This window comes from Ornithinimicrobium sp., assembly GCF_030537745.1.
Lineage (GTDB): Bacteria > Actinomycetota > Actinomycetes > Actinomycetales > Dermatophilaceae > Ornithinicoccus.
This window is the reverse complement of sequence record NZ_JAUNVI010000001.1, coordinates 68,686-90,988: the sequence shown is the minus strand read 5'-3', so window position 1 is coordinate 90,988 and position 22,303 is coordinate 68,686. Positions and strand designations below refer to the sequence as shown.

General features: G+C 68.4%; 24 protein-coding genes. 18 read left to right on the top strand and 6 right to left on the bottom strand.

Translation table 11 applies throughout. The annotated features are described in order from the left end of the window. Window positions 1-40 precede the first annotated feature (40 nt). From Q4P07_RS00480 to Q4P07_RS00450, 7 genes are all read left to right on the top strand, one after another. Window positions 41-1,222 (top strand): XdhC family protein, encoded by a 1,182-nt coding sequence (locus tag Q4P07_RS00480; RefSeq protein WP_303372917.1) that lies wholly within the window; start codon window positions 41-43, stop codon window positions 1,220-1,222. Between the two features lie 73 nt (window positions 1,223-1,295). After that, window positions 1,296-1,769, top strand: a complete 474-nt coding sequence (locus tag Q4P07_RS00475) for a (2Fe-2S)-binding protein (RefSeq protein ID WP_303372916.1) — start codon at window positions 1,296-1,298, stop codon at window positions 1,767-1,769. Between the two features lie 26 nt (window positions 1,770-1,795). Further along, window positions 1,796-4,300: a xanthine dehydrogenase family protein molybdopterin-binding subunit gene (locus Q4P07_RS00470; protein WP_303372945.1), complete on the top strand. Its 2,505-nt coding sequence runs from the start codon at window positions 1,796-1,798 to the stop codon at window positions 4,298-4,300. Beyond that, complete coding sequence (locus Q4P07_RS00465; protein WP_303372915.1) at window positions 4,297-5,157, top strand: xanthine dehydrogenase family protein subunit M; 861 nt, start codon at window positions 4,297-4,299, stop codon at window positions 5,155-5,157. Before Q4P07_RS00470 ends, Q4P07_RS00465 begins: the two co-directional genes overlap by 4 nt. 4 nt (window positions 5,158-5,161) lie before the next feature. Beyond that, window positions 5,162-5,617: an SRPBCC family protein gene (locus Q4P07_RS00460; protein WP_303372914.1), complete on the top strand. Its 456-nt coding sequence runs from the start codon at window positions 5,162-5,164 to the stop codon at window positions 5,615-5,617. Window positions 5,618-5,623: 6 nt separating this feature from the next. After that, window positions 5,624-5,947: a hypothetical protein gene (locus tag Q4P07_RS00455; RefSeq protein WP_303372913.1), complete on the top strand. Its 324-nt coding sequence runs from the start codon at window positions 5,624-5,626 to the stop codon at window positions 5,945-5,947. A 33-nt stretch (window positions 5,948-5,980) separates the two neighbouring features. Continuing rightward, window positions 5,981-7,330: a M20/M25/M40 family metallo-hydrolase gene (locus Q4P07_RS00450; protein WP_303372912.1), complete on the top strand. Its 1,350-nt coding sequence runs from the start codon at window positions 5,981-5,983 to the stop codon at window positions 7,328-7,330. Window positions 7,331-7,358: 28 nt separating this feature from the next. Here the strand turns inward: Q4P07_RS00450 and Q4P07_RS00445 are convergent, their stop codons facing one another. Continuing rightward, complete coding sequence (locus tag Q4P07_RS00445) at window positions 7,359-7,544, bottom strand: DUF5703 family protein (RefSeq protein ID WP_303372911.1); 186 nt, start codon at window positions 7,542-7,544, stop codon at window positions 7,359-7,361. An 83-nt stretch (window positions 7,545-7,627) separates the two neighbouring features. Between Q4P07_RS00445 and Q4P07_RS00440 the strand changes: the two genes are divergently transcribed. From Q4P07_RS00440 to mshC, 6 genes are read left to right on the top strand one after another with little or no spacing between them, the layout of a single operon-like run. Next, on the top strand, window positions 7,628-7,981 hold the full coding sequence (locus Q4P07_RS00440; RefSeq protein ID WP_303372910.1) for a hypothetical protein: 354 nt from the start codon (window positions 7,628-7,630) through the stop codon (window positions 7,979-7,981). A gap of 3 nt (window positions 7,982-7,984) precedes the next feature. Further along, window positions 7,985-9,088, top strand: coding sequence for an LLM class F420-dependent oxidoreductase (locus tag Q4P07_RS00435; RefSeq protein ID WP_303372909.1), 1,104 nt, complete (start codon window positions 7,985-7,987; stop codon window positions 9,086-9,088). Then, window positions 9,088-9,828 carry an MSMEG_4193 family putative phosphomutase gene (locus Q4P07_RS00430; protein WP_303372908.1) on the top strand — a complete coding sequence of 247 codons (741 nt, stop codon included), beginning with the start codon at window positions 9,088-9,090 and terminating at the stop codon, window positions 9,826-9,828. Before Q4P07_RS00435 ends, Q4P07_RS00430 begins: the two co-directional genes overlap by 1 nt. 9 nt (window positions 9,829-9,837) lie before the next feature. After that, a complete protein-coding gene (locus tag Q4P07_RS00425) occupies window positions 9,838-10,392 on the top strand; it encodes a DUF3090 family protein (RefSeq protein ID WP_303372907.1) in 555 nt (184 codons plus the stop codon). 13 nt (window positions 10,393-10,405) lie between these two features. Next, on the top strand, window positions 10,406-11,230 hold the full coding sequence (locus Q4P07_RS00420) for an SCO1664 family protein (RefSeq protein ID WP_303372906.1): 825 nt from the start codon (window positions 10,406-10,408) through the stop codon (window positions 11,228-11,230). Between the two features lie 37 nt (window positions 11,231-11,267). Further along, complete coding sequence (gene mshC / locus Q4P07_RS00415) at window positions 11,268-12,542, top strand: cysteine--1-D-myo-inosityl 2-amino-2-deoxy-alpha-D-glucopyranoside ligase (RefSeq protein ID WP_303372905.1); 1,275 nt, start codon at window positions 11,268-11,270, stop codon at window positions 12,540-12,542. A 17-nt stretch (window positions 12,543-12,559) separates the two neighbouring features. On the opposite strand, the gene Q4P07_RS00410 is transcribed toward mshC, so the two are convergent. Then, window positions 12,560-12,874, bottom strand: coding sequence for a hypothetical protein (locus Q4P07_RS00410; protein WP_303372949.1), 315 nt, complete (start codon window positions 12,872-12,874; stop codon window positions 12,560-12,562). Here Q4P07_RS00410 and Q4P07_RS00405 point away from each other — a divergent pair. After that, window positions 12,779-13,255 (top strand): cupin domain-containing protein, encoded by a 477-nt coding sequence (locus Q4P07_RS00405; protein ID WP_303372904.1) that lies wholly within the window; start codon window positions 12,779-12,781, stop codon window positions 13,253-13,255. The genes Q4P07_RS00410 and Q4P07_RS00405 overlap by 96 nt on opposite strands. Window positions 13,256-13,287: 32 nt before the next feature. On the opposite strand, the gene Q4P07_RS14325 is transcribed toward Q4P07_RS00405, so the two are convergent. Further along, window positions 13,288-15,003 (bottom strand): HAD-IA family hydrolase, encoded by a 1,716-nt coding sequence (locus Q4P07_RS14325; RefSeq protein WP_368660231.1) that lies wholly within the window; start codon window positions 15,001-15,003, stop codon window positions 13,288-13,290. 68 nt (window positions 15,004-15,071) lie between these two features. Here Q4P07_RS14325 and Q4P07_RS00395 point away from each other — a divergent pair, with 68 nt between their 5' ends. Then, complete coding sequence (locus Q4P07_RS00395) at window positions 15,072-15,929, top strand: PAC2 family protein (RefSeq protein WP_303372903.1); 858 nt, start codon at window positions 15,072-15,074, stop codon at window positions 15,927-15,929. 29 nt (window positions 15,930-15,958) lie between these two features. Here Q4P07_RS00395 and Q4P07_RS00390 read toward each other — a convergent pair whose 3' ends face one another. After that, window positions 15,959-16,816 carry a PD-(D/E)XK nuclease family protein gene (locus tag Q4P07_RS00390; RefSeq protein WP_303372902.1) on the bottom strand — a complete coding sequence of 286 codons (858 nt, stop codon included), beginning with the start codon at window positions 16,814-16,816 and terminating at the stop codon, window positions 15,959-15,961. A gap of 93 nt (window positions 16,817-16,909) precedes the next feature. On the opposite strand from Q4P07_RS00390, the gene Q4P07_RS00385 reads away from it, so the two are divergent. Genes Q4P07_RS00385 through arc form a run of 3 tightly spaced genes read left to right on the top strand, consistent with a single transcriptional unit; the run spans window position 16,910 to window position 20,790 of the window. After that, window positions 16,910-18,034: a site-2 protease family protein gene (locus Q4P07_RS00385; RefSeq protein WP_303372901.1), complete on the top strand. Its 1,125-nt coding sequence runs from the start codon at window positions 16,910-16,912 to the stop codon at window positions 18,032-18,034. A 9-nt stretch (window positions 18,035-18,043) separates the two neighbouring features. Continuing rightward, window positions 18,044-19,141, top strand: a complete 1,098-nt coding sequence (locus Q4P07_RS00380) for a tRNA (adenine-N1)-methyltransferase (protein ID WP_303372900.1) — start codon at window positions 18,044-18,046, stop codon at window positions 19,139-19,141. Window positions 19,142-19,185: 44 nt separating this feature from the next. Continuing rightward, window positions 19,186-20,790, top strand: coding sequence for a proteasome ATPase (gene arc / locus Q4P07_RS00375; RefSeq protein ID WP_303372944.1), 1,605 nt, complete (start codon window positions 19,186-19,188; stop codon window positions 20,788-20,790). 91 nt (window positions 20,791-20,881) lie between these two features. Here arc and Q4P07_RS00370 read toward each other — a convergent pair whose 3' ends face one another. Then, window positions 20,882-21,859 (bottom strand): DUF559 domain-containing protein, encoded by a 978-nt coding sequence (locus Q4P07_RS00370; RefSeq protein WP_303372899.1) that lies wholly within the window; start codon window positions 21,857-21,859, stop codon window positions 20,882-20,884. A gap of 58 nt (window positions 21,860-21,917) precedes the next feature. Further along, window positions 21,918-22,280 carry a DUF3054 domain-containing protein gene (locus Q4P07_RS00365; protein WP_303372898.1) on the bottom strand — a complete coding sequence of 121 codons (363 nt, stop codon included), beginning with the start codon at window positions 22,278-22,280 and terminating at the stop codon, window positions 21,918-21,920. Window positions 22,281-22,303 lie beyond the last annotated feature (23 nt).

Genomic DNA, 22,303 nt, shown 5'->3' with positions numbered 1-22,303 from the left:
CACCGTCTAGCGCTGCTGGCCTGCGTGGGATGCTGCCGACATGCGTGACGTGCTTGATCGACTCCTGACGTGGTGGCAAGCGGGCGAGCCGACCGCGATGGGCACGGTCGTCGGGACCTGGAAGTCCGCGCCTCGGCCGGCCGGGGCGTCCATGCTCGTCGGTGCTGACGGGGAGGCGGTGGGCTCGGTCTCCGGCGGATGCGTCGAGGGCGCTGTGTATGAGGTGGGTCAAGAGGTGATCCAGACCGGGGTCCCGTCGCTGCAGAGGTATGGCGTCTCCGACGACGAGGCGATGGGCGTCGGGCTGACGTGCGGCGGGATCATGGACATCTACGTCGAGCGGGTCAGTCGCGAGACCTTCCCCGAGCTCGAGGCGGTGGCTGCCGACGTCGCGGCCGGTCAGCCGGTCGCGATCGCGACCGTGATCGCGCACCCCGACCCGGGCCGCCTGGGGATGCGGCGCATCATCCGGCCCGAGGAGGCTGAGGGCGGGTGCAGCGGCACGATCGGGAGCCAGCGTGCCGACGACGCGATCACCGACGATGCCCGCGGCATGCTCGCGCAGGGGCGGACCGCACCGCTGGAGTACGGCCCGGACGGTGAGCGCCGCGGTGAAGGGATGCGGATCTTCGTCTCCTCCTTCGCTCCACCGCCGCGGATGCTCGTCTTTGGTGCGATCGACTTCGCTGCGGCCGTCGCCCGGATCGGGAGCTTCCTGGGTTACCACGTCACGGTGTGCGACGCTCGGCCGATCTTCGCCACCAAGAGCCGCTTCCCGGAGGCTGACGAGGTCGTCGTCTCGTGGCCGCACCGGTATGTCGAGGCTCAGATCGCGCAGGGCGCGCTGGATGAGCGGACCGTGGCGTGCGTCCTGACGCACGATCCAAAGTTCGACGTGCCCCTACTGGAGGTCCTGCTCGGCCAAGGTGCCCCCCAACTCGCCTACGTCGGGGCGATGGGTTCGCGCCGGACCCACCTTGACCGCCTTCAGCGCCTCCGGGATGCCGGGCTGACCCCGCAGCAGTTGGCCAACCTGCGCAGCCCGATCGGGTTGGACCTGGGCGCCCGCACACCGGAGGAGACCGCGGTGAGCGTAGCCGCTGAGATGATCGCCGACCGGTGGGGAGGTGGCGGGGAGCCGCTGAGCGAGTCCGATGGCGGCATCCACGGTCACGTCGAGTCCTACCTCACCTCGACCGACCCCGAGCCCGCCGGTCCCTGACCCCTTGCGGGAAGTCCCTGGGCAGGCGAGTATGAGCCAAGACAATGACGTCCCTGCTCCAGTTGGAGGAAGCATGACCAAGATCTCCGTGAAGGTCGACGGCGTGAACTATCAGGACGAGGTCGAGCCCCGCACGCTCCTCGTCCACTATCTGCGCGAGCAGCTCGGCAAGACGGGCACGCTGGTCGGCTGTGACACCAGCAACTGCGGCGCCTGCACGGTGCACCTGGACGGTCGGAGCGTGAAGTCCTGCAACGTCCTGGCGGTCCAGGCCGACGGCCATGAGGTCACCACGATCGAGGGTCTGGCCCCGAATGGCGAGCTGACCCCCCTGCAAGAGTCCTTCCACGACTGTCACGCCCTCCAGTGCGGGTTCTGCACACCGGGCATGATCATGCAGGCCACGGACCTGCTGCGGCAGAACCCCGACCCGACCGAGGATGAGGTGCGGATCGGCATGGAGGGCAACCTTTGTCGCTGCACCGGCTACCACAACATCGTCAAGGCCGTCATGCAAGCCTCCACCAGCGGTGGTGAGCAGGCATGACCGTCAGCCCAGACGCCGTCGAGGACATGATCGAAGAGCGCGTCGACGTCGACCGCACCGATGAGGCCACGGGTCAAGAGGTGGGCAGGGACCGCCGCCGCAAGGAGGACCAGCACCTCATCACCGGCCGCAGCAAGTTCACCGACAACATCGTGCTGCCCGGGATGCTCTACGTGTCCATGGTCCGTAGCCCCTACGCACACGCCCGGATCACCAACATCGACACTGCGGCCGCCAAGGAATCTCCCGGAGTGGCCGCCGTCCTCACGGGCGAGGACGTCAAGGACATCCAGGGGTCGCTGCCCAACGCCTGGCCGGTCACTCCCGACCAGGTCGCCCCCCCGCACCCCGCCATCGCGGTCGACCACGTCGCCTTCTCCGGCGAGATCGTGGCCGCCGTCATCGCGCGTTCTCCCTCCGCCGCACGCGACGCCGCCGAGCTGGTCGACGTCGACTACGAGGAGCTCGAGCCGGTCGTCGATCTCAAGGCCGCGTCCGCGGACGAGATCCTGGCCCATCCCGACCTGGGCACCAACCAGTCCGCGCTGTGGATCTTCGACTCGGCTGAGGCCGGCACCGGAGACAACGTCGAGGACGCCTTCTGCGACGCGGAGGTCGTGGTCGAGCGAGAGTTCCGCCAGCAGCGACTGATCCCTGCTTTCATGGAGCCGCGCAGCGTCGTCGTCGACCCGACCGGCGAGCAGTTCGTGATGTGGTCGGCCACCCAGGTGCCGCACATCTTGCGGCTCATGCTCGCACTGACCCTGGACGTCCCCGAGTCCAAGCTGCGGGTCATCGCTCCCGACGTCGGCGGTGGCTTCGGCGGCAAGCTCCAGGTCACGCCGGAGGAGGTCATCACCTTCCTCGCGGCCCGCCATCTGGGCAAGCCGTGCAAGTGGACCGAGACACGGTCCGAGTCGCTCCTGTCCGCACACCACGGCCGCGACCAGTGGCAACGGATAGCGGTCGCGGCCAAGAAGGACGGGACGGTCACCGGGCTCAAGGTCCACCTCACCGCCAACATGGGCGCCTACCTCGGACTGGTCACCTCTGGCGTCCCGATCCTCGGCGCGTTCATGTACAACTCGATCTACAAGTTCCCCGCCTACCGGTTCGAGTGCCAAAACGTGTTCACGAATATGACGTGGACGGACGCCTACCGTGGCGCGGGGCGCCCGGAAGCGGCCTTCGCGATCGAGCGGATCATGGACGAGCTGGCCATCGAGCTCGACCGCGACCCCATGGAGTTGCGTGAGCAGAACTGGATCAAGCACGAGGAGTTCCCGTTCACCACGGTCTGCGGCCTGGAGTACGACAGCGGCAACTACGAGGCTGCCACGGCCCGAGCCATGGAACTCTTCGGGTATGACGAGCTGCGGGCCGAGCAGGCCCGTCGCCGGGAGAGCGGAGACCGGGTGCAGCTCGGGCTCGGCATCTCCACCTTCACCGAGATGTGCGGACTGGCGCCCAGCCGGGTCCTTGGCTCGCTCAGTTATGGCGCCGGCGGCTGGGAGCACGCCTCCATCCGGATGCTGCCCAGCGGCAAGGTCGAGTGCATCACCGGCTCGTCCCCGCACGGTCAGGGCCACGTCACCGCCTGGAGCCAGATCGTCGCCGACGAGCTCGGCGTCCCGTTCGAGGACGTCGAGGTCCTGCATGGCGACACCCAGATCAGCCACAAGGGACTGGACACCTACGGTTCACGCTCGCTCGTGGTCGGTGGACAGGCTGTCATCAAGGCCGCCAAGAAGGTCATCGAGAAGGCCCGGCCGCTGGCCGCGCACGTGCTCGAGGCCAATGTCGACGACCTCGAGTTCAGCAAGGGCAAGTTCACCGTCAAGGGTGCCGGCGATGACCAGGAAGGCCTGGCGTTGACCAGCCTGGCGCTGGCGGTGTTCGCGGCCCACGACCTGCCGGACGGGATGGAGCCGAGCCTGGACGCCGAGGCGACCTTCGACCCGGAGAACTTCTCCTTCCCGCACGGGACCCACTTGTGCGCGATGGAGATCGACACCGAGACCGGCGAGTCGACGATGCGCTCCTATGTGTGCGTCGACGACGTGGGCAACGTAGTCAACCCGATGATCGTCGACGGCCAGGTCCACGGCGGGCTGGTGCAGGGCATCTCCCAAGCGCTGTGGGAGGAGGCTGTCTACGACGCCCAGGGCACTTTGGTGACCGGGTCGTTCGTCGACTACACCCTGCCGACGAGCGCAGACACGATCAACTTCGTGACCGACCGGACCGTCACCCCGTCGACGACCAATGACCTGGGCGCCAAGGGGGTCGGCGAGGCCGGCACCATCGCGTCCACCCCGGCCGTGGTCAACGCGGTCCTGGACGCCGTGCGTCAGTTCGGCGTCGAGGACATCCATATGCCCTGCACGCCGGAGAGAGTCTGGCGCGCGATCCAGGACGGGCGCGCCGGTGGCAAGACCAGCACGCCCCAGGCAGCCCAACCGCACTTCGAGGAGGGCGCGCCCAACAGCGACGAACCCTCCACCGCCACGACCGATGGGAGCGGCCGATGATTCCGGCACAGTTCGACTATGCGGCACCCACGTCGGTGGAGGAGGCCCTCGGCCTGCTCGCCGAGCACGGCGACGACGCCAAGGTGCTCTCCGGTGGCCAGTCGCTCCTGCCAGTCCTGCGGATGCGCCTCAACGCCCCCGGGATCATCGTGGACATCACCCGGATCGAGGAGCTCAAGGGCATCACCGACGAAGGTGACACGATCCGGATCGGTGCGGGCACGACATACCAGGAGGTCCTCGACTCCGACCTCGTCCGCGAGCACCTGGGTCTGGTGCACAAGGCGGTCACCGAGGTCGCCGACCCCCAGATCCGGCATCGCGGCACGCTGTGTGGGGCGCTGGCCCACGCGGACCCCGCCGGTGACGTCGGTGCCCCGGTGCTCGCGCTCGACGCCCAGATGGTGATCCAGGGACCGGACGGGCAGCGGACCGTGCCTGGGAGCGAGTTCTTCCTCGACCTTTTCGAGACGGCCATCAACGACGGTGAGCTGCTCACCGCGGTGGTGATTCCCAAGCACACCGGATGGGGCAGCCACTACGAAAAGTTCGTGCGCGTCTCTCACCAGTGGGCGATCATCGGCATCGCCGCCGCCGTCCGCACGGACTCACCCGGCGGCGTCATCGCCGAGGCCAAGATCGGGCTGACCAACATGGGCAACATCCCGCTGCGCGCGCGCGACGTCGAGGCGGCCCTCGTTGGCCAGCCAGCGACCGAGGATGCCATCGCCCAGATCTGTGCGCAGGTCGGCGAGGGCACCGATCCTCCTTCCGACCTCAACGGACAGGCCGACTATCGGCGACACGTGGCCGGGGTGCTGACCCGGCGGGCAGTGCTGGCGGCGGCAGGAGCCTGACCGCATGGGTATGCAGTTGGAGCACAATTTCACGGTGCCCGCCTCTCCGGAGACCACGTGGGCGCTGCTCACCGACCTGGAGACGGTCGGGGGCTGCTTCCCCGGCGCCACCGTCACCGAAGCCGACGAGCAGAGCTTCACGGGCAACGTCAAGGTGAAGCTCGGCCCGATCGCGGTGACCTACCAGGGCAAGGGGAGTTTCGTGGAGCGTGACGACGAGGCGCACCGAGCCGTGATCGAGGGCACCGGGAAGGGCATGCGTGGTCTCGGCAACGCCGGCGCCACCGTCCGCCTGGAGCTCACCCCCGACGGGGAGGGCACCCGGGTCGACGTCACGACCGAGCTCAGCATCACCGGCAAGCCGGCGCAGTTCGGCCGTGGCGTGATGCAGTCTGTTTCGGATCGGCTCCTTGGGCAGTTCGTGGAGTGCGTGGAGTCCAAACTGGGTGACGGGAGCTAGATCCTGATGGCAGCAGAACCGCCGATCGTGCCACCTGACGATAGGCAGGACGGCTTCCTGAGGGTGGGCGATAGCGGTGGGCAGGAAGCCGTCGGCTGGGCGCAGGCGCGGTCACGGTGCACCACGTGCGGGGCACAGGACTTGCTCTCCGAGGGCTACCTGGAGGACACCGGTGAGGGGGCCAAAGGCTATGTCCGGTGGGTCGGTGGTCCCCGCAACACCAGCTTCTTCGGAGGCTTTTCCACCGTCAATGCCGATCGCTTACTGGTCCGGGCGTTCCGCTGTCGAGAGTGCAACCACCTGGAGCTGTTCGCGGAGCCCAACAGCTGACCTGCGCCGCTCCATACCCTCTAGGGTGCAGTCATGACTGACCACGACCTTTCCACCGCGCCGTTGACCACCACCGCCGAGGACGAAGCGGTGCGCATCTGCCGCGAACTCATCCAGATCGACACCAGCAACTACGGTGACGGCAGCGGGCCGGGGGAGCGGGAGGCGGCTGAGTACGTCATGGGGCTGCTCCAGGAGGTCGGTCTCGACCCACAGTTGACCGAGTCGGACCCAGGGCGAGCCAGCGTCGTGGTGCGGACCGAGGGCAGGGACAGCTCTCGCCCCGGGCTGGTGCTGCACGGGCACCTCGACGTCGTCCCTGCTGAGGCGAAGGACTGGTCCGTCGACCCCTTCGCCGCGGAGGAGAAGGACGGCATGATCTGGGGGCGGGGCGCCGTCGACATGAAAGACATGGTCGCCATGCTCCTGGCCAACCTGCGCGAGCTGGCACGGTCGGGACAGCAGCCACCTCGCGACATCGTGTGGGCCTTCTTCGCTGACGAGGAAGCCGGCGGGGTGAAGGGCGCCGGGCATGTCGTCAGTGCGCACCCCGAGTGGTTCCGGGGGTGCACCGAGGCGATCAGCGAGGTCGGCGGCTTCTCGATTACCCTGCCGGACGCGGCGACCGGCGCCGACACTCGGGCCTACCTGCTGCAGACGGCAGAGAAGGGCATCGCCTGGCTGCGGCTGCACGCCCACGGCAGGGCTGGTCACGGGTCGGTCCCCAACGCCGAGAACGCCGTGGTCCGCCTGGCCCAAGCCATCGCCGCTATCGATGCCCACCCCTGGCCGCGCACCTACATCGCTTCCGTGCGGGGCCTGTTCGACGGGGTGGCTCAGATCACCGGTGTCCCGTGGCACGAGGATGACGTCGAGAGTTTGCTCGAGCGGCTGGGAGGGGCCCGTGGCTTCGTCGAAGGGACCTTGCGGGACACCGCGAATTTCTCCATGCTCGACGCGGGCTACAAGCACAACGTCATCCCCTCCGCCGCGTCCGCGTCCTTGGACTGCCGCTTTCTTCCCGGCCACGACCAGGAGCTGCTGGACACCATTAGGAAGTTGGCAGGAGAGCATGTCGAGGTGGAGATCCTGCACCAGGACGTCGCTCTGGAGGCACCCGGCGAGGGTGAGCTCGTGGAGTCGATGAAGCGGGCGCTGCTCAAGGAGGACCCCGGCGCGCACGTGCTGCCCTACTGCCTCTCGGGGGGGACAGACAACAAGCACCTGTCTCGGCTGGGGATCACCGGTTACGGCTTCGCGCCGCTGCAGCTGCCGTCCGACCTGGACTTCGTCGGGATGTTCCACGGCGTCGACGAGCGGGTGCCCGTCGACTCGATCCGCTTCGGCACGCGGGTGCTGAGCCAGCTCCTCGCTGACTGCTGAGCTGAGATGCGGCTGCGGGGCCTCGCGTCTAGGCGGTGCGGCGCACGCGGATGATCTTGCGGCGCAGCACCACCTTGCGGATCCCGCCCCAGAAGAGTCGCACCCGGACCAGCTCCCAGTGCCCGTACTCAGCGTGGTCGGTCAGCGTCTGCCGCACGAAGGATCTGCTGCTATCGCGCAAGAACGTGAGCTCGCGGAACTCGTACTCGACCATGGTGAGCGACAGCATAAGCACCGGAGGCCGCGCAGGGCGAGATATCCGTGCCGAGACACAGCGATTCGCGCTACCGTCAGGGCATGACCGCAGACCCGCGCGCCGCCCTGTCCGACCTCGTCGCCGCCCTTGAGCGTCACCTGGAGACTGCTGCGGGGAGCAGGGACGACGACGACCCCCATGTGGCCCAGGCCTACGACCGCATCGCCGAGACGTTCACCGTCTACGCCGACGCACTCGTGGAGGCCTACGACGAGGAGATCCCGTTGGACGTCTATGACGACTCCGACGACGACGACGTTGAGGATGACTCCGATGCCGTAGATGAAGATGACGACGACGAAGTCGACGATGATGACGTCGATGACGGCGAGGCCCGCAGCTATCTAGGCCTCGGCGATGATGAGTTCGACGTCGAGCCGCGGCCGCGGGGCTGACCCTTGCGCCTGGGATTGAGCAGCGGCTTCTTCGGACAGGGTCGGGACGAGGAGAACCTCGCGCTCGTCAGACGGGCCGACCAACTCGGTGTCGACATCGTCTGGGCCTCGGAGGCCTACGGTCCTGACGTCGTGAGCGTGCTGGGCTGGATGGGCGCCCAGACCGAACGCATCGGCCTCGGCGCGGGCGTCATGCAGATCCCCGCCCGCAGCCCAGCCGCGACCGCGATGGCCGCCGCGAGCCTCGACAGCCTGTCCGGCGGGCGCTTCCGGCTCGGACTCGGCGTCAGCGGTCCGCAGGTTTCCGAAGGCTGGCATGGAGTCGGTTTCGCTAAACCCCTTGGACGCACCAGGGAGTATGTCGACATCGTCCGGATGGCGTTGGCGCACCGCCCGGTCAGCTATCACGGCGAGCACTTCACCCTCCCGCTCCCTGACGGGGCTGGCAAACCACTTCGACTTGCCCACGCCCACCGACGCCAGATCCCGCTCTACCTCGCGGCCGTCGGGCCCAAGAACATGGAGCTGGCCGGAGAGATCGCCGACGGTTGGCTGGGCGTCTTCGTGGCGCCTGACTTTTTCGTGGAGCAGCGCGAGCAGCTGGAGGCGGGCTTCGCCAAGCGCGACCAGCCCCCGGCCCACTTCGATACCTGCGCCACCGTCGCGCTCGCCACCGGCGATGACCTCGATGCCTGCGCCCGCACGGTCAGCCCGTATCCGGCGCTGTACGTCGGCGGCATGGGCAGCCGCAAGCAGAATTTCTATCACCAACTCGCTGTCCGCATGGGCTACCAGGCAGAGGCCGACCGGGTCCAGGATCTCTACCTGGAGAAGAAGTGGGGCGAGGCAGCCGCCGCGCTGCCACCGCAGTTCATCGACGACACCTCGCTCCTGGGGGACGTCGATAGGATCACCGCGCGGATGCAGAGGTACGCCGACGTCGGCATCACCACGGTCACCGTCGCGCCGTGGGGCAAGGACCTGGACGCCCGCCTGGAGGCGCTCGAGATCGCTGTCGCCGCCCACTCCCGCCTCATCGACAGCGACGACGACGTCGGCTCCGGTGACACGGATCGCACCGCAGCCGACTACACACCCGAGCACTGATGGCCATCTGCCTCCTGGTCCGCCACGGCCGCACCACGTCCAATGCGACGGGTGTGCTGGCTGGCTGGACCCTTGGCGTCGGCCTGGACGAGTTCGGCCAGGAGCAAGCCGCTGGTCTCGGCGCCCGGCTCGCCACCAGCACCCTCGCCGCTGTGGTCGCCAGCCCGCTCCAGCGGTGCCAGGAGACGGCAACCAGCCTGCTGCACGGCATACCGGAGGGATCCCGGCCCGAGCTGTGCACCGACGACCGTCTGGGGGAGGCGCGCTATGGGGCGTGGACCGGCCAGCCGCTGCGCGAGCTCGCCAAGGACCCGCTCTGGCGTGCCGTGCAAGACCGTCCCTCGACGGTCACCTTCCCCGCTCATCCGGACCACGAGCACGAGGGAATGGCACAGATGCAGGCGCGCGCCGTCGAGGCGATCCTGGAGTGGGACGCCCGCGTCGAGTCGGAGCACGGGGCCGGTGGAGTATGGGTGGCGGTGAGCCACGGCGACGTCATTAAGGCGATCCTCGCCGAAGCGTTGGCGACGCCCCTGGACGAATTTCAGCGGATCGTCGTGGATCCGGCCTCGGTGAGCATCGTGCACCGGACGCAGCGGCGGCCGTTCGTCCTGCGGACGAACGACACCGGCAGCGACCCGATCGACCTGTCGGTCCTGTCCGCAGCTCTGCAGGCCGGTGGGGCTGACGGTGATGCCGACGTGGGTGGCGGCGCGGGCGACGGGGCATCTCGGTCGTAGGCTGAAGCCATGCCAGACCATGTCTACGACCCGCCCGAGCGCTTCGTCGCCGGCAGTGTGGGGCCTCCCGGTCAGCGCACCTTCTTCCTGCAGGCCACCGACGGAGCGCGCCGCACGACGACGGTCTCGTTGGAGAAGGAACAGGTCCGGCTCTTGGGGGCCTCCCTCGTCGAACTCGTCGAGGAGGTGGCCGCGGTGGCCGGCTCGGAGGAGGCAGCCGCGACCTATGTCGACAACGCGCCGCTGGACGCCCCCTTCGACGATGACTTCCGCGTGCAGCGCCTGTCGCTGAGCTGGGATGCGGTCCGCGAACGCGTGGTCGTCGAGGCCTTTGACCGACCAGAGGTCGACGAGTTGCTCGACCTCGACCCCGAAGGTGACTACCCCTGGACCGGCTTGCCGCCGCAATCGATCCGGGTCGCGATCGAGCCGGCGCGCGCCCGCGCCTTCGCCGAGCGCTGCACCGCCTCGCTGGTCGGCGGCCGTCCCTCCTGTCCCTTCTGTGGTCAGGCACTGGACCCTTCTGGACACATCTGCCCGCGGGCCAACGGCTATCGCCGCTGAGCATCGCTCTGTCGTGAATCCGCAGCCGCAGGACCCAGAGCGGGTTCGGGACGAAGACCTGCTTTGCCGCACTTCCCTCGAAGTCATCGGCGTGCTGCGGGAGGCCTCCAACGTCACGGTCCTCGTCGACCTGGTCGAGCCGGACGGAGCCCCGACCGGCCGAAAGGCGGTCTACAAACCGATCCGCGGTGAGCGCCCTCTCGTCGACTTCCCGACCGGCACGCTGGCTGCCAGGGAGGTATCCGCCTACCTGGTCAGTGAGCTGGGCGGGTGGAGGCTGGTGCCACCCACGGTGCTGCGCGACGGGCCGCTCGGGCCGGGGTCGGTGCAACTGTGGATGGAGGTCGAGGACAGCCCGCTGCCTGGCGCCGGGCTGATCGACGTGTTGCGGCCCGAAGAGGTGGCCTCGGGGTGGAAGCGGGTCGTCGACGCCCAGGACGAGACCGGTGCGGCGCTCGTCGTGGTGCACGCCGACGACGCACGGTTGCGCTCCATGGCGGTGCTGGACGCTGTCCTGGACAACGCCGATCGCAAGGCCGCCCACCTCGGCATCACCGGCGAACGGCTGTGGGGCTTCGACCACGGGCTGTGCCTGCACACCGAGCCGAAGTTGCGGACCGTGCTGTGGGGTTGGGCCGGTGAACCGCTGCGGCAGGAAGATCTGGACAGCGTGCGCGCAGTCCGCGACGCCGTCACCGACGGGTCCAGCGGGCTGGAGGCGTTGCTCGCGCCGGGGGAGATCGCGGCGCTGTCCACCCGGCTGGAGGCCTTACGCGCCAGCCAGCAGATGCCGTTGCTGCCGCCGGACCGCTATCCCTTGCCGTGGCCGCTGTGGTGATGTCAGAAAAGCGGACCGAGCCAGATAGCCTTAGGTCGTGAAATCGTGGTCGTCGCCGTCTGTGCCCCAACTGTCCGGATCCGGTGAACCACTGCGGGTGCACGACTCCGCGTCCGGGACCGTGCGCACCGTCCAGCCGCAAAGTCCTGCCCGACTCTACGTGTGTGGCATTACGCCGTATGACGCGACGCACCTAGGGCATGCCGCTACCTACCTGACGTTCGACCTTCTCCAGCGGGTGTGGCTGGACGGGCACCTCGATGTCGTCTACGTGCAAAATGTCACCGACGTGGATGAACCATTGCTCGAACGGGCCGCCCGCGACGGCGTGCACTGGGAGGACCTGGCTGCCCGGGAGATCGACCTTTTTCGGCAGGACATGGAGGCCTTGCGCATCCTGGCGCCGGCCCACTATGTCGGCGCGGTCGAGGGCATCCCGGAGGACGTCGACTCGATCCGCAGCCTGCTGGCCAACGGGGCGGCATACCGGATCCCGGTGAGCGCGGCCGAGGGTGCGGTGCAGGCGCAGGCTCAGGACGTCTATCTCGACCTCTCGGGCCAGCCCACCTTTGGTGAAGTGTCGCACCTCTCGCGTGCGCAGATGCTGGAGGTCTTCGGCGAGCGTGGGGGAGACCCCGACCGGCAAGGCAAGCGGGACGCGCTGGATCCCTTGCTGTGGCGGGCCGCTCGCGAGGATGAGCCCAGCTGGCCGGGAGAGTCTCTGGGCGCCGGCCGTCCGGGCTGGCACATCGAGTGCTCGACGATCGCCCTGACCTACCTGGGGATGCGCTTCGACGTGCAAGGTGGTGGGACGGACCTGATCTTCCCGCACCACGAGATGAGCGCCGTCCAGGCGACCGCGTTGACCGGCGAGCAGCCGTTCGCGCGTGCCTACGTGCACCAGGCGATGGTTGGCTATCAGGGCGAGAAGATGAGCAAGTCCAAGGGCAACCTGGTGCTGGTGTCTGCATTGCTTCGGGACGGCGTGGATCCGATGGTGATCCGCCTGGCGCTCCTGGCGCATCACTACCGCACGCCCTGGGAGTGGACCGATCAGGACCTTGTGGCCGCGGCGCAGCGTTGGTCGGCCTGGCTGGTTGCCGCGAGCCAGGCCGACGAGACCGAGGAGGTCAGCGACCTGGAGACGCGCACGGTGCAGCAGATCCGGGCACGTCTGGCCGACGACCTCGACGCCCCCGGCGCAGTCGCGGCGGTCGATGCCTGGGCAGCGGCCGCGACTGCGGGCTTGCCTGTCTCCCGCGCGGTCCCCAGCGCCGTCGATGCACTCCTGGGCCTGGACCTTTTGTCCTGACCCGGGACCTCGACACGTCAGGTGTCCAGCGCGGTCTCGATCATCCGGTGGCCCTGAGTTTCGACGCTGTTGTCGCGCACCTGGTGAGCCCACACCGCAGTGCCGATCGCCCCCCGGAAGCGCGTGCGGTGCCCGGCTTCGGGTGCCCGCGGGTCAGCCCGGTAGCCATCCCAGGACGGATGAGCAGGGGCTCTGCCAGACTGACAGCCCCACATCTCGAGCAGAGGAACACAACGATGAATTCCGAAGAGATCATCCTGGGCGAGTTGCCCGCCGGTATCGTACGCGCCGATGAAGCGCTCGGAGGTCGCGTTTGGAATGTTCTGGGTCACACGTACACCACCAAGATCGAGAGCGCGTCAACGTATTCTTGGCTCTCGCTCGACCCTGCCGGCACCGGGGTCCCGCCGCATGTGCACCCCACGCAGGACGAGTTCATCTACGTCTTCGAGGGGGTCTACACGCTCTACCTCGATGGGCAGTGGACCACGGCAGGACCAGGCGATCTCGTGCAGATGCCGCGCAATCTGCCCCACGCCTATTACAACAAGCAGGATTCGGTCGCCAAGTCGCTGTTCTGGGTGACTCCGGGCGGCAAGTTGGCCAACCTCTTCAGCCTGCTGCACAACGTCACCGATCCCGTCGAGGTCGTTCGGCTGTCGTCCCTGAACGGGGTGGACTTCCTGCCCGAAGGCGCAGTCGACGGGGCGTGACGGCGTGGGTTGAGGCATGCTGCTGATCCCGATCAGCCGTCTTGGCTGATCGGGTCCGCACTGGGGACGATCTCGTGGAGGCTGCCGCTTCGTGCTGATCGTCGGTGCAAAGCGAGCCAGTCGTGCAGGTGGGCGTCGTCCCGGTTGATGTCCAGCGTGACCTGCGGAGCGTTCGGAGTGCCGCCTACCCAGGCCCTGGCCACGGCCAGGAAGCCTTGGGCGTTCAGTCGGTCGAGCACCCTCAGCAGCCGGGACGACTGGGCACGGGAGAGCTGCCCGACGACCTCGCCGTCCAGTTCCACCTCCACCAACCGTGTCTGCGACCGTGGCTTTTTCTCGACCACGGTCCGGAGCGTGACCAGGACCGGGGTCTGCTTGGACCGTGTGACGAATGCCTGGAGCGCCTCCCGGCTGGCCTCCTCGCCGATGACCTGGACCCGGCGTCCGAGCGGGACGATCGCGTAGGGCTCAGTCGGAGCGGAGTTCCGGGGAAGGAGCTCTCCAGGTTTAGGCAGGTCGAGATGAATCCGCAGCTTGACCCTCTTGTCCTGGGGCGTGACGCGCACGGTCGCGGTGGACTCGACATACCCGCCCTGCTCCGTGGCCTCGGTCACCTCCTCGAAGTAGGCCCGCGCCCGTTTTCGGTCGAGGTAGCCAAGATGGGTCCCGTCGACGAAGACGGCGATCGCCTTTTTGTCCTTGGGCCGGGCTGGGTCACGGACGAGAGCGGCCAGACCCGAGTAGACCTTTGAGCCATCCGCGTGCTCGCTGACGCCAGCCCTGCGCAGCACCTCGCTGACCGCCTCGAGGTCGGCAGCATCCCATCGGATCTGGAAATGCCGCTCGAGTCGGCCCCAGGGCTCCAGCGGCCGTCCCAGCGGCGGGGGCACGCTGCGACGCTGCGGGAGGAGGTCCCTTGACTGGCTCTGCGCATCATCATCGTCGGTGAAGGGATTGGTGATCACCGCCCAGGCGCGCTTCCACCAGGGTCGATCGTCCTTGCGGCGGCTTCCTCGCGTGCCCTCCGAGCCGTGTGCGGGGTTGAGCACCGGCGGCCCCGACACTCCTTCCATCGCTACCGGCCAGAGCTGGTCCGCCGAGAGCTCCGCGAGGGTCCTGACCAGCTTCAGGCCGGGGCGAGGCTCGATCGGCACGATGTGCGGTACGCCGATGGTCGGCACGCCCGCCGCTACTGCCGAGGCCACACCAGTGGGTGAGTCCTCGATCGCCACGCAGCGCCGCGGATCGGCACGCAGCCTCGAGGTCGCGGTCAGGTAGGGCTCAGGGTGCGGCTTGCCCCGGGCCACCTGATCCCCGGTGATGACGTGCGCAAAGGTGCCCTCGGGCAACGCCGCGATCAGCACCCGCGCGAGGACGTCATACGACATCGTCACCAACGCGCAGGGAACTCCGCGAGAGCGCAGGTCAGCCAGCAGCTCACGCGCTCCGGGGCGCCAGGGAAGGCGTTCCTTCATCAGGCTCTCCACCCGCCCCTGGATGAGATCCACTACGGCCGCAGCGGTGCCAGTGACGGGGGTCTGGTCGATGATGGTCTGTGCGGACACGAGCAGTGGATTGCCGACGAGCGCAAGCGCCTGCTCGTGGCTCCAGGTGCCGCCCGCCTCCTCCACCAGCGCACGCTCGGCGGCCATCCAGTAGGGCTCGGTGTCGATGATCGTGCCGTCCATGTCCCACAGCACTGCTGCCGGCAGGGAGGAACGGCGGGCGACAGGCACAGAGGAAGACACCGCTCCATCGTAGGAGGCACGTAGGCTGGCCGTGACCGGTCGTCACCCCGTCGAGGAGGCCCCGCTATATGTTGGAGTTCGCCGACATGCCGCAACTGAACGACCCTGTCGTCATCGCGGCCTTCGAGGGCTGGAACGACGCGGGTGAGTGTGCCTCGGGGGTCATTGAGCACTTGCGGACCGTCTGGCAGGCGCAGCTCGTGGCGACGGTGGACCCAGAGGAGTACTACGACCTGCAGGTCAACCGGCCCAGAGTCATCTCGGTCCAGGGCGAACGCTCCCTGCGATGGCCTTCGACCCGTGTCTATCTCGCGCATAACAGTCCCCTGGGGCGTGATGTCCTGCTGGTCCAGGGCATCGAGCCGTCCGTGCGGTGGCGGACCTTCAGCGGGGAGATCCTCGACTTCTGCTTCGCGCGGGGAGCCACCCAGCTCATCACCCTTGGTGGCCTGCTCGCGGACGTGCCGCACACTCGACCCATGCCGGTCAGCGTGACGACCGAGGATGAGGCTCTGCTCACGAAGGGCCTGGCCGAGAAGAGCACCTACGAAGGACCGACCGGCATCGTCGGGGTCATCGGTGAGCTGGCGCAACGGCGGGGCCTGCCGACCCTGTCGGTGTGGGCGGCCGTGCCTCACTATGCCGGTGGTCCGCCGTCGCCGAAGGCGTCCCTGGCGCTGTTGGGTTGCCTGGAAGAGTTGTTGTCCTGCGTCATCGATGACACGGACGTCATCGAGGCTGCCCGGGCCTGGGAGCGGGGAGTGGACGAGCTGGCCTCTTCGGATGAGGAAGTGGCGGAGTATGTCGCTTCGCTGGAGGAAGCGCAGGATACGGCTGAGCTGCCAGAGGCCAGCGGGGACGCGATCGCTCGGGAGTTTGAGCGCTATCTCCGCAAGCGTGGCGAGGACGGGTCGGCGCGCGGTTGACCCGTGCGGTGGCAGGGGCGACCGTCCGGTCAGTCGGCGTCGATGACGGGATCGGTGTAGCTGGCGCGGCGGGGATCGAGGGCGCGCTCGGTGGCATCCGGAGGCAGTGGCGGAGGCGTGCCACCCCAGGCGGGGCATACGTCTTTGAACGAGCACCAGCTGCACGCATACCCACGACTGGGCCGCCAGTCGCCGGTGGTGGCGGCAAGCTCGATGGCCTTCCACAGCGCCACGATCTTGCGCTCGGTCGCTAGCAGCTCGTGCTCGGTCGGGTCGATCCACAAGACCTGGCCGTCACGCAGATAGACCAGCTGCAACCGTGAAGGCAGCACGCCGCGCAGCCGCCAGAGCGCGAGCCCGTAGAACTTGAGCTGAAACAGTGCCCGCCCTTCGAAAGTTTCCGAGGGAGCTCGTCCAGTCTTGTAGTCCACCACCCGCAGCCGGCCGTCCGGTGCTTCGTCCAAGCGATCCACGATGCCGCGGATGGTGAGCTCGCCGACCTGGGCCTCGAGATAGAGCTCTCGCTCGGCGGGCTCAAGCAGCGTCGGATCCTCCAGCCCGAACCAACGGTCGATGAGGCCGGCAGCCTCGGCATACCACTGCTCCGGTGTGCGTGGTTGCACCGCCTCCGCGGTGATCAGCGCCGCGAGCTCGGGCTCCTCCTCGATCATCCGGGCCCACTCCCCAGGCACCAAGTCGGTCGCTGCCTCCAGCGTGCGCTCCTCGGCAGGCAGATCAAAGATGCGCTCCAGCACGGCATGCACCAGGGTGCCGCGCGCAGCGGGCGCGCTGGGCACTTCGGGCAGGCGGTCGATGACCCGGAAGCGGTAGAGCAACGGGCACTGCATGAAGTCAGCCGCCCTCGATGGTGACAGTGCAGGCGCCATGTCGAGCACTGTACGTACCCCTGCCGACAGAGCCGATCGTCAGGTTGCCCGTCCACGTCCAGGATCGTGGGTGGCGTCGCCTAGATTGAGCCCATGGCGACAGCGACCGCAGGGCATGGCTGGAGGATCGGCTCGCTGTCTGGCATCCCGATCTACCTCGGGCGCAGCTGGGTGCTGGTGGCCGGTGTGATCGTGGTCCTCTTTGGCCCAACCGTGCAGAACCTCATGCCCGGCCTGGGGATCGGCGCGTATGCCGTGGCGCTGGCATTCGCGGTGCTGCTCCTGATGTCAGTGCTCGCCCACGAGGCCGCTCACGGCCTGGTCGCCCAGCGGGTCGGCTTCACCGTGTCCCGGATCGTCGCGGACTTCTGGGGCGGCCACACCGCGCATGACGGCGCCGGCGGCACGCCCGGCACCAGCGCAGCGGTGGCGGTGGTCGGGCCGCTGGCCAACGGTGTCCTGGCGGTGATCGGCTGGGGTCTGCTGCAGACCGGCGACTGGCGCGGGGTGCCCTTCCTGCTGGTCTATGCGTTCACCGCGGCCAACGCCTTCGTGGCCATCTTCAACCTCGTGCCGGGGCTGCCGCTGGACGGAGGCTTCCTGCTCGAGTCGCTGGTTTGGAAGTTCACCGGCAACCGCCATCGTGGGACCTTGGCCGCCGGATGGGCCGGGCGCATCGTCGTCCTGCTGCTCCTGGTCTGGGTCATGCGACCCGTCGTGCTCCAGGGCCAGCGCGTCGACCTCTCTTCTTTCCTGTGGGTCGCCCTCATCGGCGGCTTCCTCTGGCAGGGCGCCTCCCGCGCGGTCCGGGCAGGACGGCTGGGGCTCACCACCTCCCGCCAGCAGCTGCGTGACGTGGCCCGAGAGATCGGGGTCGTGGACACTGACACGCTGCTGTCCGGCATCGCCTGGGACTCCCGCCCGCTGTGGATCGTCCTCGATCACGCTGGTGCGCCGGAGGGGATCGTCGACCCGGCCTCCCTCCACTCCGTGCCCGCGCACGCCTGGTCCTCCACGTCAGCCTCGTCGGTCGCCGTGCGGCTCGCACCGGGGTGGGCCACCACCCTGCCTCCCGAGGCCTCGGTCGACCAGGGGCTGGAGGTCATGCGAAGGACCGGCTCGGGGATCATCGGCCTCCTCGACGTGGACGGCCGACCCTGGGGAGCCTTGCTCATCGACGACGTGACCACGCGCCGGGGCACACCCACCCGCTCGTAGACTGGTGCGGTGACTGACGTTCTGCCTGCCCCCGTGCCGACCCCCACCTCCGGGGCCGACCTGCGACGAGGGCCGTTCCGCGTCGGTGACCGCGTGCAGCTGACCGACCCGAAGGGTCGCCTGCACACCGTGACGCTGGAGCCTGGCAAGACTTTCCACACGCACCGAGGTCATCTGCAGCACGACGATCTCATCGGCGCCCCCGACGGGACGGTCGTCCAGCACACCTCCGGCGTGGAGTATCTCGCGCTCCGTCCGCTGCTGTCCGACTACGTGCTCTCGATGCCGCGAGGGGCCCAGGTGATCTATCCCAAGGACGCCGGACAGATAGTGACCTATGCCGACATCTTCCCCGGCGCCACCGTCGTGGAGGCTGGCGTGGGGTCGGGTGCGTTGTCGCTTTCGCTGCTGCGCGCCGTCGGTGACCAGGGCCGGCTCTACAGTTTCGAGCGCCGCGAGGACTTCGCGCAGATCGCGCAAGCCAACGCCCGAGCCTTCTTCGGCCAAGACCACCCGGCGTGGACGGTGACCGTCGGCGACCTTGTCGACGTGCTGCCGCAGACCTTGGCGCCCGGCACGGTCGACCGGGTCGTCCTGGACATGCTCGCCCCCTGGGAGTGCCTCGACGTGGTGTATGACGTGCTCGCACCCGGCGGCGTTCTCATCTGTTACGTAGCCACCGCCACCCAGCTCTCACGGGTCGCCGAGACTGCGCGCACCCAGAGTCGCTGGACCGAGCCCAGGGCCTGGGAGTCGTTGGTCCGCGACTGGCACCTCGAGGGACTGTCGGTGCGGCCGGAGCACCGGATGCACGGGCACACCGGCTTCCTGATCACCATGCGCCGACTCGCTGACGGGGTCGCGCCCCCACAGGTCGCCCGCCGGCCCGCCAAAGGCGCCTACGGCGAGGACTATGTGCCTCACGACGAGGGGGAGTGGAGCGCGGAGGACCTGGGCGAGCGGCCCGTCTCTGACAAGCGTCTGCGCCGCACCGTCCGGGACGCCGAGGCGACCGCAGAGGCACGCCGACCGGCACCTGGCGTTGCCCCGCCCGACGATCCCGACGAGCAGCAGCACGTCATACCCTCGACATTGGAGACCCAGTGAGCACGCCGGCCACCCCTTCCCGCGAGCGCCACCTCGAGGAGCAGGTGCGCACGCTCACCGGCCGCCTCACCGAGCTCAAAGCGCACAACGACCAGCTCGCCACGACCCTGACGTCGGCGCGTGGGCAGATCAACGGGCTGCGCGAGGATTTGGACGCCATGGCCAGTCCTCCACTCACCCACGGCTACGTGGTCGGACTGACCGGGGACGGCACCGTCGACGTGTCCGTAGGCGGGCGGCGTCTGCGCACCCATGTGTCCTCCGAGGTGCCGACCGACGATCTGCGGCCGGGCCGGGACGTGCTCCTGAACGAGGCGCAGTCGGTGGTCGCGGTCTCCGGCTACGAGCGCTCCGGCGAGATCGTGACCTGCAAGGAGGTTCTGGGAGCCGACCGTGTCGTGGTGATCGTGCGCGGCGAGGACGAGCGGGTATGCCGTCGCGCCGGTTCCTTGCGCGACGAACGGGTGCGGCTGGGGGACGCCCTGCTCATGGACGCCCGGAGCGGGTTCGTGCTGGAAAAGATCCCGCGCCCTGAAGTGGCCGAGCTGGTGCTGGAGGAGATCCCGGACATCTCCTACGACGACATCGGCGGGCTCTCCGGGCAGATCGAGCAGATCCGTGACGCGGTGGAGATGCCCTTCTTGCACCAGGACCTCTACCTGTCCCACCAGCTTCGTCCGCCCAAGGGTGTGCTGCTCTACGGGCCGCCCGGCTGCGGCAAGACCCTGATCGCCAAGGCGGTCGCGGCGTCCCTGGCCAGACAGACGGCGCAGTTGCGCGGCGAGGAGCCGACGCCGAGCTACTTCCTCAACATCAAGGGGCCGGAGCTGCTCAACAAGTACGTCGGGGAGACCGAGCGGCACATCCGGCTGATCTTCCAGCGCGCGCGGGAGAAGTCGGCCGAGGGCAGTCCCGTAGTCGTCTTCTTCGACGAGATGGAGTCGCTCTTTCGCACCCGCGGCTCGGGGGTGTCCTCCGACGTCGAAACCACGATCGTGCCGCAGTTGCTGGCCGAGATCGACGGGGTCGAGCGGCTGGACAACGTCATCGTCATCGGTGCCTCCAACCGTGAGGACATGATCGACCCGGCCATCCTGCGGCCGGGCCGGCTCGACGTCAAGATCAAGATCGAGCGGCCGGACGCCGCGGGGGCGCGAGACATCTTCACCAAGTACCTCACCACCGAGGTGCCGCTTCATACCTCCGCCGTCGAGGCCCACGGCGGGGATCGTGAGGCCACCGTCTCTGCCTTCATCGATGCGACCGTAGGCCAGATGTATGCCCTGTCACCGAAGAACGCCTTCCTGGAGGTGACCTACGCCGGCGGTGACAAGGAGGTCCTCTACTTCAAGGACTTCTCCTCTGGCGCGATGATCCACAACATCGTGGACCGGGCCAAGAAGCTGGCTATCAAGGACCTGTTGCTTAACGGTGAGGAGGGGCTGCGCCAGGGGCACCTGGACCAGGCCTACCGCGACGAGTTCAAGGAGAACGAAGACCTGCCCAACACCACCAACCCCGACGACTGGGCTCGCGTGTCGGGCCGCAAGGGGGAGCGGATCACCTACATCCGCACCCTGGTCGGCGACGCCTCCGGCACGCACCCGGGCCGGTCCGTCGAGCAGGGTGTGCAGGGGCACTACCAGTAGGTCGAGCCCGTCGCCCGGTCCCCAACGTGCACGAGCCACTCAGCCGAGTGCGTTGTGCGCCGGTGGTGCGCTGCGGACGTGCACGAGCCACTCAGGAGAGTGGGCTGTATCCGGGAAAGTGACGACGCCACTCCTCGGTGCGCGCAGGGACACGCACGCCCGCCCTCCGCAGGGCAGCGGTGATCCGGTCGAGGGTCTGGCCGGGAACCTTGAAGATGTCCTTAGCGAGCAGCGTCAGGATGCGCCAGTCCGCCTCGTCGAACTCCTCTCGGCGGGTGACGTCCGACTCCCACTGAGCCTGTGACTCCGCATGCTGACGGCCGTCGTACTCGATCGCCAGGCGGTGCTTGCGGTAGGCGAGGTCCAGCCGCCGTCTCACCTGCCCGAATTGGTCGTAGAAGCACACGTTCACCTCCGGCTCGGGCAGTCCCGCCAGCACCACGAGCATCCGTGAACGGGTTTCCATCGCCGAATCCACACCAGCGCGCACCAACGCTGCTGCCCTTCCCGCGCGCCGCCGCGCGCTCCCGGGCGCCCGCAGACTGGCCTCGACCAGCCGCCCGGGAGTGGTCCGCTTCTTCCTGACGAGTGAGTCGCCGAGGACCACCAGGTCGACGAGCGTCAGGTGGCTCGCCAGGTCGACGAAGGTGTCCTCAGGCGTGGTGACCGGAAGGCCGCGGAACGTGGTGGGTGTCTGGGACGAGAGATGCACGACCACCTCCGCGCGGCGGGACCGGTGGACGTTGCCGGTCACGCTCGCGTGCAGGACGTCGACGTCGGGGACGATCGCCCCATAGAGCCGAGCAGCCTGGAAGTGCGACAAGAACGCCCTCGGTCCAGCCAGCAGGAGCGCGGTCCTCCCGTCCACGACCGCGTCCTTGGGGGCGTCGGCAGCGATGTAGACGCCACGCACGAGCCGCCGGTATGACGCGGAGCCCAGTTGGCTGCGCGAGATGCCGGCTTCGATGCCCTGGCGGTAGCCGAACGGCTCGTCGACCCTGATCCCCACCTGAGGAAGGCTGCTTGATTCGTGCAGGACGGCGCCGAAGTTGTCCACAGGGAGGTGCACGGGTCACTCAGGTGAGTGACTTGTGCCAGCCAGGAGGGGTATGACGTGCACGGGGCACTCAGGTGAGTGACTTGTGCTGGCGTGCGGCGAAGGCGGCGGCGACGGCACGCCAGCCGACCAGACCCGCCACCAGGACGCCGCTGGCGACCAGCACGAAGGCCAGTGCCGTGCCTTCCCCCGTGGCCAGGCGCAGAAGCATCCCGACCACGATGGTCGACATCGCGATCAGGACCCCGTCCAGCCACCACACGTGCCGGTCCTGACGCAGCACCGCAACCCATCCGACAAGCACGCCGATCAGGAAGGGCCAAGCGGTCTCGAGCACCCCGAGGACGCTGTCCGACAAACTGTGCGAAGCCCGTCCGGCGGCCGCGAAGACGAGGACGACGAACAGGTCGAGATAGTAGGCATGCTTGTTCACGTCAGCATCCTGCCATGAGGGCC

What these genes read in the sequence shown, in the direction of transcription:
- Q4P07_RS00480 (WP_303372917.1), top strand. Translation starts at nt 41, where the DNA reads ATGCGTGACGTGCTTGATCGACTCCTGACGTGGTGGCAAGCGGGCGAG.
- Q4P07_RS00475 (WP_303372916.1), top strand. Translation starts at nt 1,296, where the DNA reads ATGACCAAGATCTCCGTGAAGGTCGACGGCGTGAACTATCAGGACGAG.
- Q4P07_RS00470 (WP_303372945.1), top strand. Translation starts at nt 1,796, where the DNA reads ATGATCGAAGAGCGCGTCGACGTCGACCGCACCGATGAGGCCACGGGT.
- Q4P07_RS00465 (WP_303372915.1), top strand. Translation starts at nt 4,297, where the DNA reads ATGATTCCGGCACAGTTCGACTATGCGGCACCCACGTCGGTGGAGGAG.
- Q4P07_RS00460 (WP_303372914.1), top strand. Translation starts at nt 5,162, where the DNA reads ATGGGTATGCAGTTGGAGCACAATTTCACGGTGCCCGCCTCTCCGGAG.
- Q4P07_RS00455 (WP_303372913.1), top strand. Translation starts at nt 5,624, where the DNA reads ATGGCAGCAGAACCGCCGATCGTGCCACCTGACGATAGGCAGGACGGC.
- Q4P07_RS00450 (WP_303372912.1), top strand. Translation starts at nt 5,981, where the DNA reads ATGACTGACCACGACCTTTCCACCGCGCCGTTGACCACCACCGCCGAG.
- Q4P07_RS00445 (WP_303372911.1), bottom strand. Translation starts at nt 7,544, where the DNA reads ATGGTCGAGTACGAGTTCCGCGAGCTCACGTTCTTGCGCGATAGCAGC.
- Q4P07_RS00440 (WP_303372910.1), top strand. Translation starts at nt 7,628, where the DNA reads ATGACCGCAGACCCGCGCGCCGCCCTGTCCGACCTCGTCGCCGCCCTT.
- Q4P07_RS00430 (WP_303372908.1), top strand. Translation starts at nt 9,088, where the DNA reads ATGGCCATCTGCCTCCTGGTCCGCCACGGCCGCACCACGTCCAATGCG.
- Q4P07_RS00425 (WP_303372907.1), top strand. Translation starts at nt 9,838, where the DNA reads ATGCCAGACCATGTCTACGACCCGCCCGAGCGCTTCGTCGCCGGCAGT.
- Q4P07_RS00405 (WP_303372904.1), top strand. Translation starts at nt 12,779, where the DNA reads ATGAATTCCGAAGAGATCATCCTGGGCGAGTTGCCCGCCGGTATCGTA.
- Q4P07_RS00395 (WP_303372903.1), top strand. Translation starts at nt 15,072, where the DNA reads ATGTTGGAGTTCGCCGACATGCCGCAACTGAACGACCCTGTCGTCATC.
- Q4P07_RS00390 (WP_303372902.1), bottom strand. Translation starts at nt 16,816, where the DNA reads ATGGCGCCTGCACTGTCACCATCGAGGGCGGCTGACTTCATGCAGTGC.
- Q4P07_RS00385 (WP_303372901.1), top strand. Translation starts at nt 16,910, where the DNA reads ATGGCGACAGCGACCGCAGGGCATGGCTGGAGGATCGGCTCGCTGTCT.